This window comes from Aquibium sp. A9E412 (genome assembly GCF_030398335.1).
Taxonomy (GTDB): Bacteria; Pseudomonadota; Alphaproteobacteria; order Rhizobiales; family Rhizobiaceae; genus A9E412.
The window spans coordinates 19,540-35,039 of record NZ_JAOAOP010000019.1; the positions used below are offsets into that span (position 1 = coordinate 19,540).

17 protein-coding genes are annotated in these 15,500 nt (G+C 72.4%); 8 read left to right on the forward strand and 9 right to left on the reverse strand.

What is annotated here, in order from left to right; genetic code table 11:
- The first annotated feature begins 100 nt into the window (after window positions 1–100).
- The 4 genes from N1F89_RS09390 (at window position 101) to mbfA (ending at window position 2,994) form a co-directional block, all read left to right on the forward strand.
- Window positions 101–571, forward strand: coding sequence for an Lrp/AsnC family transcriptional regulator (locus N1F89_RS09390; RefSeq protein WP_290083659.1), 471 nt, complete (start codon window positions 101–103; stop codon window positions 569–571).
- A 54-nt stretch (window positions 572–625) separates the two neighbouring features.
- On the forward strand, window positions 626–1,105 hold the full coding sequence (dut, locus tag N1F89_RS09395; protein WP_290083660.1) for a dUTP diphosphatase: 480 nt from the start codon (window positions 626–628) through the stop codon (window positions 1,103–1,105).
- Window positions 1,106–1,246: 141 nt separating this feature from the next.
- A complete protein-coding gene (locus tag N1F89_RS09400; protein WP_290083662.1) occupies window positions 1,247–1,807 on the forward strand; it encodes a type 1 glutamine amidotransferase domain-containing protein in 561 nt (186 codons plus the stop codon).
- A gap of 203 nt (window positions 1,808–2,010) precedes the next feature.
- A complete protein-coding gene (gene mbfA / locus N1F89_RS09405; protein WP_290083665.1) occupies window positions 2,011–2,994 on the forward strand; it encodes an iron exporter MbfA in 984 nt (327 codons plus the stop codon).
- 208 nt (window positions 2,995–3,202) lie between these two features.
- Here the strand turns inward: mbfA and N1F89_RS09410 are convergent, their stop codons facing one another.
- On the reverse strand, window positions 3,203–3,709 hold the full coding sequence (locus N1F89_RS09410; protein ID WP_290083667.1) for a ferritin-like domain-containing protein: 507 nt from the start codon (window positions 3,707–3,709) through the stop codon (window positions 3,203–3,205).
- Window positions 3,710–4,000: 291 nt separating this feature from the next.
- Here N1F89_RS09410 and N1F89_RS09415 point away from each other — a divergent pair, with 291 nt between their 5' ends.
- Complete coding sequence (locus tag N1F89_RS09415; protein WP_290083669.1) at window positions 4,001–4,144, forward strand: hypothetical protein; 144 nt, start codon at window positions 4,001–4,003, stop codon at window positions 4,142–4,144.
- Window positions 4,145–4,295: 151 nt separating this feature from the next.
- Here N1F89_RS09415 and N1F89_RS09420 read toward each other — a convergent pair whose 3' ends face one another.
- The 8 genes from N1F89_RS09420 to N1F89_RS09455 all read right to left on the reverse strand — a co-directional run bounded on the left by N1F89_RS09420 (window position 4,296) and on the right by N1F89_RS09455 (window position 12,887).
- Window positions 4,296–4,661, reverse strand: coding sequence for a DUF1850 domain-containing protein (locus N1F89_RS09420; RefSeq protein ID WP_290083670.1), 366 nt, complete (start codon window positions 4,659–4,661; stop codon window positions 4,296–4,298).
- 16 nt (window positions 4,662–4,677) lie between these two features.
- Window positions 4,678–6,765: a TRAP transporter permease gene (locus tag N1F89_RS09425; RefSeq protein WP_290083672.1), complete on the reverse strand. Its 2,088-nt coding sequence runs from the start codon at window positions 6,763–6,765 to the stop codon at window positions 4,678–4,680.
- An 85-nt stretch (window positions 6,766–6,850) separates the two neighbouring features.
- Window positions 6,851–7,807 (reverse strand): TAXI family TRAP transporter solute-binding subunit, encoded by a 957-nt coding sequence (locus N1F89_RS09430; RefSeq protein ID WP_290083673.1) that lies wholly within the window; start codon window positions 7,805–7,807, stop codon window positions 6,851–6,853.
- Window positions 7,808–7,936: 129 nt separating this feature from the next.
- Window positions 7,937–8,941: a proline racemase family protein gene (locus tag N1F89_RS09435; protein ID WP_290083674.1), complete on the reverse strand. Its 1,005-nt coding sequence runs from the start codon at window positions 8,939–8,941 to the stop codon at window positions 7,937–7,939.
- Between the two features lie 185 nt (window positions 8,942–9,126).
- Window positions 9,127–10,260: an ABC transporter permease gene (locus tag N1F89_RS09440; protein ID WP_290083710.1), complete on the reverse strand. Its 1,134-nt coding sequence runs from the start codon at window positions 10,258–10,260 to the stop codon at window positions 9,127–9,129.
- A gap of 55 nt (window positions 10,261–10,315) precedes the next feature.
- Window positions 10,316–11,248, reverse strand: a complete 933-nt coding sequence (locus N1F89_RS09445) for an ABC transporter ATP-binding protein (RefSeq protein ID WP_290083675.1) — start codon at window positions 11,246–11,248, stop codon at window positions 10,316–10,318.
- Entirely contained in the window at window positions 11,245–12,198 is a 954-nt protein-coding gene (locus tag N1F89_RS09450; protein WP_290083676.1) for an HlyD family efflux transporter periplasmic adaptor subunit, read from the reverse strand. The genes N1F89_RS09445 and N1F89_RS09450 overlap by 4 nt, the downstream gene beginning before the upstream one ends.
- Entirely contained in the window at window positions 12,195–12,887 is a 693-nt protein-coding gene (locus N1F89_RS09455) for a CerR family C-terminal domain-containing protein (protein ID WP_290083677.1), read from the reverse strand. The genes N1F89_RS09450 and N1F89_RS09455 overlap by 4 nt, the downstream gene beginning before the upstream one ends.
- Before the next feature lie 142 nt (window positions 12,888–13,029).
- Here N1F89_RS09455 and N1F89_RS09460 point away from each other — a divergent pair, with 142 nt between their 5' ends.
- From N1F89_RS09460 to N1F89_RS09470, 3 genes are all read left to right on the forward strand, one after another.
- On the forward strand, window positions 13,030–13,503 hold the full coding sequence (locus N1F89_RS09460) for a CYTH domain-containing protein (protein ID WP_290083678.1): 474 nt from the start codon (window positions 13,030–13,032) through the stop codon (window positions 13,501–13,503).
- Window positions 13,500–14,453 carry a CHAD domain-containing protein gene (locus N1F89_RS09465; RefSeq protein WP_290083679.1) on the forward strand — a complete coding sequence of 318 codons (954 nt, stop codon included), beginning with the start codon at window positions 13,500–13,502 and terminating at the stop codon, window positions 14,451–14,453. The genes N1F89_RS09460 and N1F89_RS09465 overlap by 4 nt, the downstream gene beginning before the upstream one ends.
- Before the next feature lie 167 nt (window positions 14,454–14,620).
- Window positions 14,621–15,481 (forward strand): lipo-like protein, encoded by an 861-nt coding sequence (locus N1F89_RS09470; RefSeq protein WP_290083680.1) that lies wholly within the window; start codon window positions 14,621–14,623, stop codon window positions 15,479–15,481.
- The last annotated feature ends 19 nt before the right edge of the window (window positions 15,482–15,500 follow it).

A 15,500-nucleotide genomic window follows, 5' to 3' on the forward strand; every position in this document is an offset into this window, starting at 1 on the left:
GCGAAAGCGCGACGCGATGGCCGAGACTGGCACGCGCGCGCCGGGAATGGGTCCCATTTCGTCCTTGTTATCCGCCAGATATTGGGACATTGTCCCACGAATGGCCGAGGAGATCGACGCAATCGACCGCCGCCTGCTCGCCGAGCTGCAGCGCGACTGCAGCCTGTCGGTCGATCAGCTTGCCGCGCGGGTGAACCTGTCGCGCAATGCCTGCTGGCGCCGCGTGCGCCGGCTCGAGGCGGACGGCGTGATCGCCGCCCGGGTGGCGCTGGTCGACGCCGGCAAGCTCGGCCTCGGCCAGTCGGTGTTCATCCTGGTGCGCACCTCGCGGCACGACCCGGACTGGCTGGCGCGCTTCCGCGCCGCCGTCCTGTCGTTTCCCGAGATCACCGGCGTCTTCCGCATGTCGGGCGATCTCGACTACGTGCTGCGCGCCCGGGTGGCCGACGTGAAGGGCTACGACCGGCTCTACCAGAAGCTGATCGCCGCCGTGCCGCTGTCGGACGTCGCCGCCTCCTTCGTCATGGAGGAGATCAAGGACACCACCGTGCTGCCGACGGAAATCCGTTGATCGCCGCCCCGGCGGCTTGACGCGGGCGCGCGGCGGCGCGATGGGACACCCGCCATGACCGCTTCCGATCTTCCCGTGCTTGGACCCGTCGTCGGCGTCGTGCGGCTGCCGCACGGCGCCGGCCTCGAGCTGCCGGCCTATGCCAGCGCCGGGGCCGCCGGCCTCGACCTGCGCGCCGCGGTGCCCGACGACCGGCCGCTGCTCCTCCTGCCCGGCCGCCGCGCGCTGGTGCCGACGGGCCTGGTGCTGGAGCTGCCCGAGGGCTTCGAGGGCCAGGTGCGGCCGCGCTCGGGGCTCGCCCACCGGCATGGCGTCACCTGTCTCAACACGCCGGGCACCATCGACGCCGACTACCGCGGCGAGGTGAAGGTGCTGCTGGTCAATCTCGGCGACGACGATTTCGCCGTGGAGCGCGGCATGCGCATCGCCCAGCTCGTGGTCGCTCCGGTGGTGCGTGCCCGGCTCGAGGAGCGCGCCGCGGCCGGCGCCTCCGGACGCGGCACGGGCGGTTTCGGCTCGACCGGGCTCGCCTGAGCCGGCGCTTCCTCCGATCTCCCTTTGCCGCGGCGCTGCGCGCCGCGCAGCCATTTGCCGTTCGTGATCGAACCGCGGGCCGGGTGCGTGCGTTGAGCGGGCTGACCTTTCAACCAAAAGCGGCAAGCAAGGAGGCCCGCCATGCCCGCCATCAGCGACGCCAGGATCATGATCCTCGCCACCAACGGCTTCGAGCAGTCCGAGCTCGAGGTGCCGCGCGACCGGCTGAAGGAGGCCGGCGCCACCGTCCACGTGGTCGCACCGCAGGACGGCGAGATCACCGGCTGGGACAAGACCGACTGGGGCAACGCCGTGCCGGTCGACCGCACGCTCGACGCGGTGTCGCCGCAGGACTACGACGCGCTCGTGCTGCCCGGCGGCCAGATCAACCCGGACCTGCTGCGCGTCGAGGCCAAGGCGGTCGACTTCGTGCGCGCCTTCGCCGGCACCGGCAAGCCGCTCGCCGCCATCTGCCACGCGCCGTGGCTGCTGATCGAGGCCGGCGTCGCCGAGGGCCGCCGGCTCACCTCCTACAAGTCGATCGTCACCGACCTGAAGAACGCCGGCGCCGACTGGCAGGACGGCGAGACGGTGGTCGACGGCAACCTGATCACGGCGCGCAACCCCGGCGACCTGGAGCCGTTCTCGCGCGCCATCGTCGAGGCGGTCGAGGCCGGCCCGCAGCGGCAGGCGGCCGAGTAGCCGCCGCCGATCCGCCCGGCAGCGCGCGTGGCTGCCACAGGCGTGCCGCGGCGCTGCCGGGCGCCGCACGCAGGAGGCCCGGCAGCGTCCGCACCGCGCGTTCCCGCCGCATGCGGGTGAGGCCGCCGGCCGGCGAGGGCCGGCTTGACGCTCTCGCGGGCGCGGCCTAGTTTGGAATGATTCTAAACTAGATCGCCGCGCTCATGTTCACCCGCCTTTTCGGTTTTTCCCGCCGCTCCTTCGCCTCGCTGTCGGAGCAGGAGGTTCTCGCGCTCGCCATCTCCTCGGAGGAGGACGACGGCCGCATCTACCGCGCCTATGCCGAGGGGCTGCGCGACGACTATCCCGCCTCGGCCGCCGTGTTCGACGAGATGGCCGAGGAGGAGGACCGCCATCGCGCCGCGCTGATCGAGCTGCACCGCGCCCGCTTCGGCGAGCGCATTCCGCTGATCCGCCGCGAGCACGTGCGCGGCTATTACGAGCGCAAGCCGGACTGGCTGGTGCGCCCGCTCGGGCTGGAGACCGTGCGCGCCCAGGCCGAGGCGATGGAGGCGCAGGCGCATCGCTTCTATCTCGAGGCGGCCAAGCGGACGAGCGATGCGGCGACGCGCAAGCTGCTCGGCGATCTCGCCGCGGCGGAGAAGGGTCACGAATCGCTCGCCCGCCGGCTGAGCGACAGGCATCTCGGCGAGGACGTGCGCAGCGAGGAGGACGCCACCGCCCGCCGTCAGTTCATCCTCACCTATGTGCAGCCGGGGCTGGCCGGCCTGATGGACGGCTCGGTGTCGACGCTGGCGCCGATCTTCGCCGCCGCCTTCGCCACCGGCGACACCTGGCAGACCTTCCTCGTCGGGCTGGCCGCCTCGCTCGGCGCCGGCATCTCGATGGGCTTCACGGAGGTCGCGTCCGACGACGGCGTGATCTCCGGCCGCGGCTCGCCGATCAAGCGCGGCCTGGCGACCGGCATCATGACCACGGTGGGCGGCCTCGGCCACGCGCTGCCCTACCTGATCCCCGACTTCTGGACGGCGACCACGGTCGCCGTCGTGGTGGTGTTCATCGAGCTGTGGGCGATCGCCTACATCCAGAACCGCTTCATGGAGACACCGTGGAACCGGGCGATCTTCCAGGTGGTGCTCGGCGGTGCTCTGGTCTTCGCCGCCGGCATGCTGATCGGCAACGCGTAGCGCGCGCCGAGGCGAAGGGCGACCCCGGCCGCGCTCGGAAGACGGGGCGAGGCAACAGGGTCCGCGCCGAACTGCGCTCCGGTGGAAGGCGGACCGGCCCCGCCGCAGCGCGCAGCAAAACGGCCGGGCACCGGGCCCGGCCGTTCCTTCCGCAAGCCGGACGGCGCCCGGCGGGCGATGCCGGCCGCCGGGGCGCGTCCGCGGCGCCTTACTCGGCGGCCGCCAGGTTGACGCGCTCCTCGGCGATCCGGTTGAGCTTGTCGTCGGCCGCCTTCTCCTCCTGGAGCGTCTTCTTCAGGACCTCGGCGCAGTCGTGCCGGCCGAGCTCCTTGGCCCAGGTGACGAGCGTGCCGTAGCGCGTCATCTCGTAATGCTCCACCGCCTGCGCGGCGGCCACCAGCGCGGCGTCGAGCACGCGCTTGTCGTCGACCTCGCCGGCCACCTCGTCGGCTTCCTTGAGGATGCCGTCGATCGCCGGGCAGTCGGTGCCCTTGGCCTCGACGCCGTGCATGCGGAACACCTCCTCGAGGCGCTCGACATGGCCCTTCGATTCCTCGAGATGCGACTCGAAGCCCTTGCGCAGCTCGGGATTGGTCGCCTTGTCGATCATCTTGGGCAGCGATTTCACGATCTGCTGCTCGGCGTAGTAGATGTCGCGCAGGGTGTGGACGAACAGGTCGTCCATGGTCTTGATGTCCTTGCTGAAGATACCCATCGGTCGTGGCCTCTTTGCTGTTGCGTGTGTTGGCGTGACGCGTGTGTCGTGACGCTTGTCTGGTGTGCGAGCCGAACGGCGGTTCCCCTCCGGGGCGGGAAGCCTCGCCGCTCCGCCCGGCTCGTCTGCGAAACGCGGTGAGGCGTGGCGCGTTCCCGGCCGCGCGGCGCCGGGGCGAAATTGTTCGCGGTGAGACCAAGCCGCCGCGCCGCCCGGCCGCATTCATCGACCGTTCACTCTTGTGTGGCAGGATGAAAGCCGGGAAGGGACTCCCAGTCGGGATCGCAAACGATGGCATTGTGGAAGTGGTTGGCCGGCCGCGCGTCGGCGCTGCGCGGGCTGATGGCGCCGCGCTATCACCCGGAGCGGCACTACATGCGCGGCCCCGGGCCGGCCTGCGCGCGCCGCGGCTCCGGCAGCCAGCCCGCCACCTGACGACGCGCCCCGCCGCGGCGTTGGGGCCGTTCCGCTTGTCGCGGACGCTTAGAGTCGATCTGCGTTTCACGGAATCGCAGATCGGCTCTAACTCATTGTTTTCACGCGTTTCCGGTCGGCGAACCGGTTTCCCGTCGCCTGCAAGCGCTCTCTAGCCGCCGGCGCAGGGCCGGATCGTCACCGCCTCGCCCGCCGCCGCGCCCAGCTCGCGGCAGGTGCCCGCCGCGCACAGCCGCCAGCCGCCGCCGGTCGCCCCCGAGGCGGCGAGCCGCAGCGCCGGCAGCGGCGCGATCGCCGGACGATAGCGCCACCATCCGTTCTCGAAGACGGCGTCCGCCGGCGGTTCCATGCCGGCGCCGGAGCCCTGCACGCGTGCCTCGACCAATTCGAGGCCGGCCGGCGTCACGCGCCAGTCCTCCTGCCATGCCGTCTTCTCGACCGAGTGCGTCCAGCCGAGCGTGAAGGCGGAGACGGCGAGCGTCAGCGCCTGGCCGGCGGCCGCCACGCACAGCGCCATCGCCAGCCCCGCCCGCTCAGGCCGGCACGCTGCGCCGCGCCCGCCACCAGTGCAGGCCGAGGAACGCGGCGGCGAGCGCGAAGCCGATCTCGTCGGTGATCGGCAGCGCGGCGATCAGGGTGAAGGCGGCGGCCGCTGCCAGCGCCCGCTCCCACGGCGCCACCGGGCCGCGCAGGTGGCCGATGACGGCCGCCCCCCACAGGCCGATGGCGAGCGCCGCCTTGAAGACGATGTAGGCGACGGCCGCCGGATAGCCGATCGTCTCGGCCAGCGGACCGCCGTCCTGCAGCATCAGCGCCGGCGTGTAGACGGCCATGAAGGGGATGACGAAGCCGGCCGCCGCCACCTTGACCGCCTCGAAGGAGATCTTCAGCCCGCCCTCCTTGGCGATCGGCGCGGCGGCGAAGCAGGCGAGCGCCACCGGCGGCGTGAGGTCGGCCAGGATGCCGAAGTAGAACACGAACATGTGGCTGACGATCAGCGGCACGCCGAGGTCGAGCAGCGCCGGGCCGGCGATCGACGAGGTGATGATGTAGTTCGGGATCGTCGGGATGCCCATGCCGAGGATGATGCAGGTGATCATCGTCAGCACCAGCGACAGGAACAGCGACGTCTCGCCGACCGACACGATGTACTGGCCGAAGGTGTTGGCCACGCCGGTCAGCGTCATCGTGCCGATGATGACGCCGACGACGGCGCAGGCCACGCCCACCGGCAGCGCCGTCTTGGCGCCCTCGGCGAGCGAGTCGCGGCACAGCGCCAGGGTCCGGCGGCCGCCGTCGACGAACAGGTTGGCGAGGATCAGCAGCGCCGCCGCGGCCAGGATGGCGCCGATGCCGATGCGAAAGAAGCTCGCCGCCACCAGCCCGAGGCCGATCCAGAACACGACGCGCAGCACCTGCGAGGGCAGGCCGAGCGCGACCGAGCCGCCGAGGATCAGCAGCACCGTCAGCGCCAGGCCGATGGTGCCGGCGTAGAGCGGCGTGTAGCCGGAAAACAGCAGATAGACGAGCACGGCGAGCGGCAGCACCAGGTACCAGCCGGCCTTGAGCGCGCGCAGCGGCGACGGCAGCTCGGCGCGCGGCAGGCCCATCAGGCCGTGCTTGCCGGCCTCCAGATGCACCATCCAGAAGGCCGAGGCGAAGTAGAGCATCGCCGGGATGAGCGCCGCCTTGACCACCTCGTAATATTCGACGCCGAGCGTCTCGGCCATGATGAAGGCGACCGCGCCCATCACCGGCGGCATGATCTGGCCGCCCATCGAGGCGGTCGACTCGACGCCGCCGGCGAAGGCGGCGCGGTAGCCGAAGCGCTTCATCAGCGGGATGGTGAACTGGCCGGTGGTCACCACGTTGGCGACGCCGGAGCCGGAGATCGTGCCCATCAGGCCGGACGAGATCACCGACACCTTGGCCGCGCCGCCGCGCGCATGGCCGACGAAGCCGAGCGAGACGTCGGTGAACAGGCGGATCATGCCGGCCCGCTCGAGGAACGAGCCGAACAGGATGAACAGGAAGATGTAGGTCGCCGACACGTAGGTCGGGATGCCGTAGATGCCTTCCGTGCCGTAGGCCAGGTGGTCGATCACCTGGCCGAAGCCGTAGCCGCGGTGGTTGAGCGGCGCCGGCAGGTACTCGCCGAACAGGCTGTAGAGAAGGAAGGCGCCGGAGATCAGCGGCAGCGCCAGGCCCATGATCGCGTAGGCGGCGAGAAACACGGTGGCCAGCGCGACGACGCCGAAGACGATGTCGCGCTGCAGCGGGTCGCCGGCGCGCAGCAGCAGCGGCTCGTACTCGACCCACTGGTAGAGCGCCACCGCGACGCCGGCCAGCGCCAGCCCCCAGGCGACGGCCTTGCCGGACAAGCTGCGGCCGGTCGCGGCGGCGACCAGCGGAAAGGCGAGCAGCGTGAGAAAGCCGACGTGGAAGGCGCGCACCAGCTGGCTCGGCAGGCTGATGACATGCGCCGCCACGGCGATCTGGTAGAGCGAGAAGACGACGGCGATCCAGAACAGGAGCCGCCCCTCGCGCGTGCCGGGAAAGCCGCTGCCGGTCGGATCGTGCAGCGTCGCCGTTACCTCGGCCTCGTGTTTCGTGCTGGTCATCGCGCCCCGCGCCTCCCCGCGCGCTCGGCCCGCCCGCCCGGCCGGGTGCCGTGACCCGGCCGGGCGGTGCGGTCGCGGTCGGTGCCTACATCAGGCCCTTTTCGCGATAGTAGCGCTCGGCGCCCGGATGCAGCGGCACCGGCACGCCCTTCGGCCCCGCCTCCAGGCTGATCGCCTTGGCCGCGGCGTGCGCGGCGACCATCTCGTCGAGGTTCTCGAAGAGCTGCTTGGTCATCTGGTAGGCGGTTTCCTCCGAGACGTCGGAGTGGGTGACGAGGATGTTGGTGATGGCGAGCGTCGGCACGTCCTCCGCCTGGCCCTCATAGGTGCCGGCCGGGATCGTCGCGGCCTGGAACGGCGCGCCGAGCGTCTCGGCCACCGAGGCCGGCACCGACACGACCGTGATCGGCAGCGACACCGACAGGTCCTTGATCGACGACACGCCGAGGCCGGCCGACTGCAGCGTGGCGTCGAGCTGGCGGTTCTTGATGAGCTCGACCGACTCGCCGAACGGCAGGTACTCGACCTTGCCGAGATCGTCGTAGCTCATGCCCATGGCGTCGAAGATGCGCCGCGCATTGAGCTCGGTGCCCGACTTCGGCGCGCCGACCGACAGGCTCTTGCCCTTGAGGTCCTCGAAGCTGGTGATGCCGGATTCCTGCGAGGCGACGACCTGGATGTAGTTGGGGTAGATGGCGGCGATGCCGCGCAGCTTGTCGAGCGGCTGGGCGAAGCCCGCTTCCTCCTCGCCCTCCCAGGCCGACTTGACCGAATCGCCGAGCGCGAAGGCGATCTCGCCGCGGCCCTGCTGCAGCAGGTTGAGGTTCTCGACGGAGGCCTTGGTCGACTGCACCTGGGTGCGGGCGCCCTCGATGGTCTCGCCGTAGATGTTGGAGAGCTGCGCGCCGAGCGGATAGTAGACGCCCGAGGTGCCGCCGGTCAGCACGTTGATGAACTCCTGCGCCTTGGCGCCGGCCGTACCGAGGCCGAGCGACAGCGCGACGGCGCCCGCCGCGAGCGCCCCTGATCGGATGAAATGCATGCGAAACCTCCCTGTTTGGTGGCGCCGGCGCCGGGCCGCGCGGACCCGGGCGCTTGCGTCGCCGGAAGGTTGCATTGTCGAAGACCGCAACGCAAATGCAAGCGATTGTTGCGGCATTCTGACGCTGGGTCAGCGCACCAGGAAGCCGCCGCCCAGCGGGTCGTCGTCCTCCACCACGAGCTCCGCGCGGCCGCAATAGTGCGCCTTCCCTGCGATCCGCGCGACGATCGCCGGCCGGTCGCCTGCCGTCGTCGTGCGCGCCACCGCGCCGGTGAAGGTGGAGCCGACGACGCTTTCGAAGACGCGCCGCTCGCCCGGCGCGACCAGCCCCCTGGCATGCATGGCGGCGAGCCGGGCGGTGACGCCCGAGCCGGTCGGCGAGCGGTCGACCTGGCGGTCGGCGAACACGCAGATGTTCTTCAGCGCGCGGTCGGGGCCGCCCGCCTCGCCGTCGGTCAGGATCGAGCCGTAGAGGAAGGCGAGGTCGTCGTGATCGGGATGCGACAGCGGGATCGCCGCCTTGACCGCTTCCGTCAGCGCGGCCGCCGCCGCGACGAAGGCGGCGGGCCGCTCGCGGCCGAAGGCGAGCCCGAACCGGCCGGCCTCGGCGATGGCGTAGAAGGCGCCGCCATAGGCGATGTCGAAGGTGACCTTGCCGTAGCCCGGCACCTCGAGCGTGCTGTCTCGGGCGAACAGGAAGGCCGGCACGCTGTCGAAGGCCACGGTGCCGGCGCGGCCGTCCTCGACCGACACCTCGGCGCGCACCAGGCCGCACGGACACTCGATGGCGACCGGCGTCACCGGCGCGCGCGGCGTCACCAGCCCGTGGTCGAGCGCGTAGCGGCCGAGCGCGATGATGGCGTGGCCGCACATGGTCGAGTAGCCCTCGTTGTGCATGAACAGCACGGCGAGGTCGGCCTCCGGCAGCTCGGGCTCGACCAGCAGCGCGCCGTACATGTCGGCATGGCCGCGCGGCTCGAACATCAGCATGCGGCGCAGCGCGTCGTGCCGCGTGCGCACATGGGCGCGCTTTTCGAGAATGGTGCCGGCCGGCAGCGGCGGATAGCCGGCGGTGACGATGCGCAGCGGCTCGCCCCCGGTGTGCATGTCGACGACGGAGAAGGTCCTGGGCATGGCGGTCCTGCGGTGCGTTCGGCCGGCGGCGGCTGCCGCGTTTGATAGAGCGTTTCCAGGCGAAGTGGAAACCGGTTCGCCGTCCGGGAACGCGTCAAGTCAACGGGCCAGGGCCGATCTGCGATTCCGTGACGGGCAGAACGGCTCCAGCCGGCCGCGCCGCCGCGGCCGGGCGGCCCGGCGCGTCAGTCGAGCGTGCGGCGGAAGCGCAGCAGCGCCAGGCTGGCGTAGATCAGGATGAACAGGCCGAGCACCGCCGTCTCCGTCGCCACCTCGGGCGCGGCCGCGCCCTTCAGCATCACCGCGCGCACGACGCGCAGGAAATGCGTCAGCGGGAAGATCTCGCCGAGCCACTGGGCCCATTGCGGCATGCCGCGGAACGGGAACATGAAGCCCGACAGGAGCAGCGACGGCAGAAAGAAGAAGAAGGTGAGCTGCAGCGCCTGCATCTGCGTGCGCGCCAGCGTCGAGATGGTGTAGCCGAGCAGCACGAGCGCCAGCACGAAGGCGAGGATGGCGAACAGGAGCAGCGCCAGCGAGCCGACGAAGGGCACGCCGAACAGCAGCGCGGCGGCGGCCAGCACCACGACCACCTGCACCGCGCCGACCACCAGATAGGGCAGGATCTTGCCGAGCATGATCTCGAGCGGCGTCGCCGGCATGGCGAGCAGGTTCTCCATCGTGCCGCGCTCGGTCTCGCGGGTCAGCGCGATCGAGGTCATCATCACCATGGTCATCTGCAGGATGACGCCGAGCAGGCCGGGCACGATGTTGTATTGCGAGATGCCTTCCGGGTTGTAGCGCCGGTGCACGATCACCGCGAGCCGGTCGGACGGTCCCGGCGCGGCCGCCGCCAGGCCGCGCTCGCGCGTCAGCGCCTCGGCGGCCACCGTGCCGAGCGTCGAGATGGCGCCGCTCGCCACCGCCGGGTCGGTGGCGTCGGCCTCGATCAGGATCTGCGGGTCGTCGCCGCGGTCGACGCGCCGCGCGAAGTCGGACGGGATGGTGACGACGAAGACGACGTCGCCGCCGGCCATCAGCGCCTCGGCCTCCGCCGCGCTGTCGGTGACGTGCTCGAAGCGGTAGTAGCCGGTGGTCTCCAGCGCGGAGACCATGGCGCGCGTGTAGTGGTCCTGGCTGACGGCGACGAGCGCGGCCGGCAGCGCCTTGGGGTCGTTGTTGATGGCATAGCCGAACAGCACGAGCTGCATCAGCGGCACGCCGAGCATCATGCCGAAGGTGATGCGGTCGCGCCGCATCTGGATGAACTCCTTGACCAGCAGCGCGCCGAGCCGGCCGAGCGAGAACAGCCGGCTCACAACGGTGGTCTCCGGCATCGCCCGGCGGCGGCGCGCCGGCTGGCGGGCGCCGCGCTCATGCCGCCCGCCCGCCGGCCATGATGTCCTGCGCGCCGGCCATGAACTGGATGAACACGTCCTCGAGGCTGGTCTCGCCGCGGCTCACCGCGACGCCGGGACGTTCGCCGAGCGGCGTCAGCGTCGCCTCCAGCGCGGCCGCGTCGGTGCCGACCACGTGCAGCGAGGCGCCGAACGGCGCCACCTGCTCGACGCCCGGCCGGCCGGCGAGCTCGGCGGCGATCGCGTCGAGGCCGGGGCCGGTGACGACATAGGTGACGAGGCCGGCGTCGCGCACCACCTCGGCCACCGTGCCGGCGGCCAGCATGCGGCCGTAGGAGATATAGGCGATGCGGTGGCAGCGCTCCGCCTCGTCCATGTAGTGGGTCGACACCAGCACCGTCAGCCCGCCGGCTGCCAGCCGGTGGATCTCGTCCCAGAACTCGCGCCGCGCCTTGGGATCGACGCCGGCGGTCGGCTCGTCGAGCAGCAGCAGCTTCGGCTTGTGCATGATGCACGCGGCGAGCGCCAGCCGCTGCTTCCAGCCGCCCGACAGCGTGCCGGCGAGCTGGTCGCGGCGCGCCGTCAGGCCGAGCTCGTCGAGCGTCCGGCCGACGTGCCGGCGCACCGGCCTGAGCCGGTAGAGCCGTGCCACGAAGGCGAGGTTCTCGGCGATCGTCAGGTCCTCGTAGAAGGAGAAGCGCTGCGTCATGTAGCCGACCTCGCGCTTGATCCTGAGCGGCTCGCGCGTCAGGTCGTGGCCGAGCACCGTGCCGCCGCCGGCGTCGGGCGTCAGCAGCCCGCACATCATGCGGATCGTGGTCGTCTTGCCGGAGCCGTTGGGGCCGAGAAAGCCGACGATCTCGCCGCTCTCCACCGTCATCGACACGCGGTCGACGACGGTGCGTCCGCCGAAGCGCTTGACCAGCCCGTGCACGTCGATCGCGCTCATGGCGGGTCGCGCGCCGGGGCGACGTCGACGATCTGGCCGGGCTTCAGCCGGCCGGCCTCTCCCTCGGGCCGGGCCTCGACCAGGTAGACGAGCTTCTGGCGCGTCTCCAGCGAGTAGATGACCGGCGGCGTGAACTCGGGATCGGGCGACACGTAGGAGACGCGCGCCGCCAGCCCGTCCGGGCAGCCGTCGCAGCGCACCGCCAGCCGGTCGCCGACCGCCAGCGCCGAGAACGCCGTCTCCGGCAGGTAGAGCTTCAGCTTGATCGCGCCGTCGGGCAGCATCGAGATGACCGGCGCCGACGGCCCGGCGATGTCGCCGGCGCTGCGCACCACGTCGTCGATGCGCCCGGCCGCGGGCGCGGCGATGGTGCGTTCGCCGAGCCGCCAGCGCGCCTGGTCGAGCGCGGCGGCCGCCTGGTCGCGGCGGTAGCGGGCGGCCGCGATGGTCTCGGCGCGTGCCGGCAGCCGGGCGACGGCGAGGTTGGCGTCCGCCTGGCCGAGCTTGGCGGCGGCCAGCGCCTGCGCCGTCGTCGCCTTGTCGAGCTCGGCCTGCGTGGCGATGCCGCGCTCGAACAGGTCGCGCGTGCGCGCCAGCACGCGCTCGGCCTCCGCGGCCTCGGCGCGGGCGGATTCGCGCGCCGCCTCGAGCACGGCGATCTCCTCCGGCCGCTTGCCGTGCTTGAGGTCGGCGAGATGCGCCTCGGCCTCGGCCAGCGCCGCTTCCGCCTGGGCGACGGCGAGCGCGACGCCGCGCTGCTCCATGCTGGCGACCGGCTGGCCGGCCGCGACCCGGTCGCCGCGGCGCACCGCGACCGAACGCACCTGCGCGACCTCGGTCGGCGCCAGCAGCACGTATTCGCCCTCGACATAGCCGACGGCGAGCGGCGCCTCCGGCGGGCAGGTCGACAGGAGCCCGGCGACCAGCGGCAGGGCGCACAGCCAGCTCATGACGGGGGCCTGACGCGGGCGGCGAGCATGGCCTCGAGATTGGCCCGCGCGGCGGCGGCCACGGCGGCGGCCTCCGCCTCGCCGACGCTCTGCCAGCCCATGCGCCGGCGCACGCCCTCGCCGGCGATGCGGAAATAGAGCACCTGGCCGATCAGCGTGAAGACGGCGAGCTTGGTCGCGTCGGCCTCCGCCGGTTCGCCGGTCGCCGCCGCCCACACCGCGCACAGCCGCCGGTGGATCGGCGCGAACAGCCCGTCATAGATGGTGTCGAGCGCGCTAGTCGGCTGCGCCAGCTCGCGCAGCACGAAGGGCACGATCTCGCCCGCCTCCGGCCGCGCCACGACGAAGCGCGCCATCGTCTCGACCAGCCGGCCGAGCACGGCGCGCGCCTCCTGCGGCCCGGCCGGCGGCGCCGCCTCGCCGGCCGGCAGCACGCTGCCGGCAATGGCCCCGACCGTGTCGACGACATAGACCGCGCAGGCCGCGCGCAGCCCCTGCTTGCCGCCGAAATGATAGGCGATCGAGCCGATGTTGGCGCCGGCCGCCGCCGCGATGTCGCGCGTCGTGGCGCCCTCGAAGCCCTTCTCGCCGAAGGCGACGAGCCCGGCGCGCACCAGCGCGCGGCGGGTGTGCTCGGCGCCGGTCAGGCGGTTGGCGGTGGCCGGGTGCGGTGCGGACGGGCTGGTCATGGCATCGTTTAATCAATCGATTGATTAATTGTCAAGCGCCGATGCTGCGCCCCGCGCCCCGCGCCCCGGTGCGGCGACGTGACGGTGCGGCGCTCGGTCTCCTCCCTTGCACGGCTGCCGCTGCCGCGCTTTGATGCCGCGCATGGTCAAGGAGGTGGAACGCAAGTTTCTGGTGGCGGACGAACGCTGGCGGGCGGATGCCGAGCCGGCCGGCGCGCTGCGTCAGTTCTATCTCGCCGCCGCGCCCGACCGCTCGGTGCGCGTGCGCATCAAGGACGGCCGTTCGGCCCGCCTCACGCTCAAGTTCGGCGCCGGCGCGCGCGAGCGCGACGAGTTCGAGTACGACCTGCCGCTCGGCGAGGCGCGTGAGATGGAGCGTTTCGCGCTCGGCAACGTCATCGAGAAGACGCGCAGCCTGGTGCGCCACGACGGCCACGTCTACGAGGTCGACGTCTTCGCCGGCGCGCTGGCCGGCCTGGTGGTGGCGGAGCTCGAGACCGAGGCCGAGGTGCCCGACGCGCGCCTGCCCGGCTGGCTCGGCCGCGAGGTGACCGGCGAGCCCGGCTACTACAACGCAGCGCTGGCGCTGGAAGGCCTGCCGGACGCCGCGCCGTGAGCTACCGCATCGACCCCCGGCTGCCGCTCGCCGCGGAGATCGGCCGCATCGCCTCGGAGGAGGCGCGCGCGGCGATCGCGCTGCTCGCCGTGGCGGCCGAAGGCGGCGCGCCCGACCTGCACGCCACCCGCAAGCGGCTGAAGAAGCTGCGTGGCCTGCTGCGCCTGGTGCGCGACGGCGATCCCTGTTTCTACGCAACCGAGAACGCCCGCTACCGCGACGTCGCCGCCAGCCTGTCGGCGGCGCGCGACGCCGGCGCGCTGGTCGAGACGGCCGACCGCTTCCTGCGCGATTTTCCCGAGGCCGCGCAGCCGCTCGGCCGGCTGCGCGCCGCGCTCGCAGAGCGGCATGCCACCGCCGAGGCCGATGCCGATCTGCGCGCCGCCGTGCGCGCCGCGGTGACCCGCCTCGAGGCGGGGCTGCGGGCGCTGGAGCATCTCTCGCTGCCGCAGGAGCCGGAGGCGGCGGCGCACGTGCTGCGCGCCGGGCTGGAACGGACGCTGCGCCGGGCCCGCCGCCAGATCGCCGCGGCGCGGCGGCAGAAGTCGGCCGAGCCGCTGCACGAGCTGCGCAAGTCGGTCAAGCATCACTGGATGCATGTCGGGCTGTGCCGCGCGGCGTGGCCGGGTTCCGCCGGCAAGCAGCGCACGCGGCTGAAGGCGCTCGGCGAGCGTCTCGGCGAGCTCAACGACATCGACGTGCTGCGCGCCGCGCTCGAGCGCGAGGACACGGCGCTGGTCGCGGCCGACGACCTGGCGACCGTGCACGCCCTTCTGGCGCGGCAGGAAAAGGCGCTGCGCAAGCGCTGCCTCGCCGGCGCACGGCGGCTGTTCGACGAGAAGCCGGCCAAGCGCGCCGCGCGCGTCGCCCGGCGCTACCGCAAGGCGGCGCGCCGCGCGGCGGGCAAGCCGCGGCTCGCGCCGCCGGTCGGCGCGCTGCGCCGGGCGTGAGCGGCGGGCGCGCCGGCATGCTTTGCCCCGCCACGGTTCTTTCTGCTACAGCGCCGTGCGATGGCGGATCGGCGCGTCGCGCCGGACCGTGAAGCCACGCCGGCCCGCGGGCCGGCAGGCTCCGAGGCGCGGTGACGCAGGGCGCGGCAGCAGGACGGCGGGCGGCAATGGCGGAAGCAGGCGACACGATCCTCGACCGGTTCGGCCGCTTCCTGGCGCGCCGGCTGCAGAGCGAATCCTCCGGCTACGAGCCCTACACCCCGTCCGACACCGAGACGCTGCACCGCACGCTGCAACCCGGCGACGTGCTCCTGGTCGAGGGCAACCAGCGCATCTCGGCCGCCATCAAGTATCTCACCCAGTCGACCTGGAGCCACTCCGCGCTCTATGTCGGCGATGCGCTGCCCGAGTCGCCGGACGGCGCGGAGCGGCCGCGCCTCGTCGAGGTCAATCTCGGCGAGGGCTGCGTCGCGGTGCCGCTGTCGAAATACGCCACCTACAACACCCGCATCTGCCGGCCGAGCGGGCTGACGCCGGACGACCGCAAGGCGGTGGTCGGCTTCATGGTCGAGCGGCTGGGGCTGCGCTACGACATGCGCAACATCTTCGACCTGCTGCGCTATTTCTTTCCGACGCCGCCGGTGCCGGTGCGCTGGCGCCGCCGCATGATCGCGCTCGGCTCGGGCGATCCGACGCGCGCCATCTGCTCCTCGCTGATCGCGCAGGCCTACCAGACGGTCGGCTATCCGATCCTGCCGGACCTGCGCAAGGTGCGCGGCCGGGCCTACGCCCGCTCGGCCTATTCGCGCCGCGAGATCCTGCACATCCGCCACCACTCGCTGTTCGTGCCGCGCGACTTCGACCTGTCGCCCTACTTCCTGATCGTCAAGCCGACGCTGGCCTTCGGCTTCGATTACAAGCGGCTGCGCTGGGCGCCGCAGGCGGGCGAGGGCGAAGGCGAGGCCGGCAGCGCGGCGCCGGCCGGCGCCGCGGCCTCCGGCGGGGTGGCGGAGACCGACCGGGGCTGAGCCGGTCGGCGCCCCGGCT

Excerpts from the sequence above, each read along its gene's own strand:
- mbfA (WP_290083665.1), top strand. The coding sequence starts at position 2,011 with ATGTTCACCCGCCTTTTCGGTTTTTCCCGCCGCTCCTTCGCCTCGCTG.
- N1F89_RS09425 (WP_290083672.1), bottom strand. The coding sequence starts at position 6,765 with ATGACCAGCACGAAACACGAGGCCGAGGTAACGGCGACGCTGCACGAT.
- N1F89_RS09460 (WP_290083678.1), top strand. The coding sequence starts at position 13,030 with ATGGTCAAGGAGGTGGAACGCAAGTTTCTGGTGGCGGACGAACGCTGG.
- N1F89_RS09420 (WP_290083670.1), bottom strand. The coding sequence starts at position 4,661 with ATGGCGCTGTGCGTGGCGGCCGCCGGCCAGGCGCTGACGCTCGCCGTC.
- N1F89_RS09470 (WP_290083680.1), top strand. The coding sequence starts at position 14,621 with ATGGCGGAAGCAGGCGACACGATCCTCGACCGGTTCGGCCGCTTCCTG.
- N1F89_RS09455 (WP_290083677.1), bottom strand. The coding sequence starts at position 12,887 with ATGACCAGCCCGTCCGCACCGCACCCGGCCACCGCCAACCGCCTGACC.
- N1F89_RS09445 (WP_290083675.1), bottom strand. The coding sequence starts at position 11,248 with ATGAGCGCGATCGACGTGCACGGGCTGGTCAAGCGCTTCGGCGGACGC.
- N1F89_RS09415 (WP_290083669.1), top strand. The coding sequence starts at position 4,001 with ATGGCATTGTGGAAGTGGTTGGCCGGCCGCGCGTCGGCGCTGCGCGGG.
- N1F89_RS09430 (WP_290083673.1), bottom strand. The coding sequence starts at position 7,807 with ATGCATTTCATCCGATCAGGGGCGCTCGCGGCGGGCGCCGTCGCGCTG.
- dut (WP_290083660.1), top strand. The coding sequence starts at position 626 with ATGACCGCTTCCGATCTTCCCGTGCTTGGACCCGTCGTCGGCGTCGTG.
- N1F89_RS09390 (WP_290083659.1), top strand. The coding sequence starts at position 101 with ATGGCCGAGGAGATCGACGCAATCGACCGCCGCCTGCTCGCCGAGCTG.
- N1F89_RS09450 (WP_290083676.1), bottom strand. The coding sequence starts at position 12,198 with ATGAGCTGGCTGTGCGCCCTGCCGCTGGTCGCCGGGCTCCTGTCGACC.
- N1F89_RS09435 (WP_290083674.1), bottom strand. The coding sequence starts at position 8,941 with ATGCCCAGGACCTTCTCCGTCGTCGACATGCACACCGGGGGCGAGCCG.
- N1F89_RS09400 (WP_290083662.1), top strand. The coding sequence starts at position 1,247 with ATGCCCGCCATCAGCGACGCCAGGATCATGATCCTCGCCACCAACGGC.
- N1F89_RS09410 (WP_290083667.1), bottom strand. The coding sequence starts at position 3,709 with ATGGGTATCTTCAGCAAGGACATCAAGACCATGGACGACCTGTTCGTC.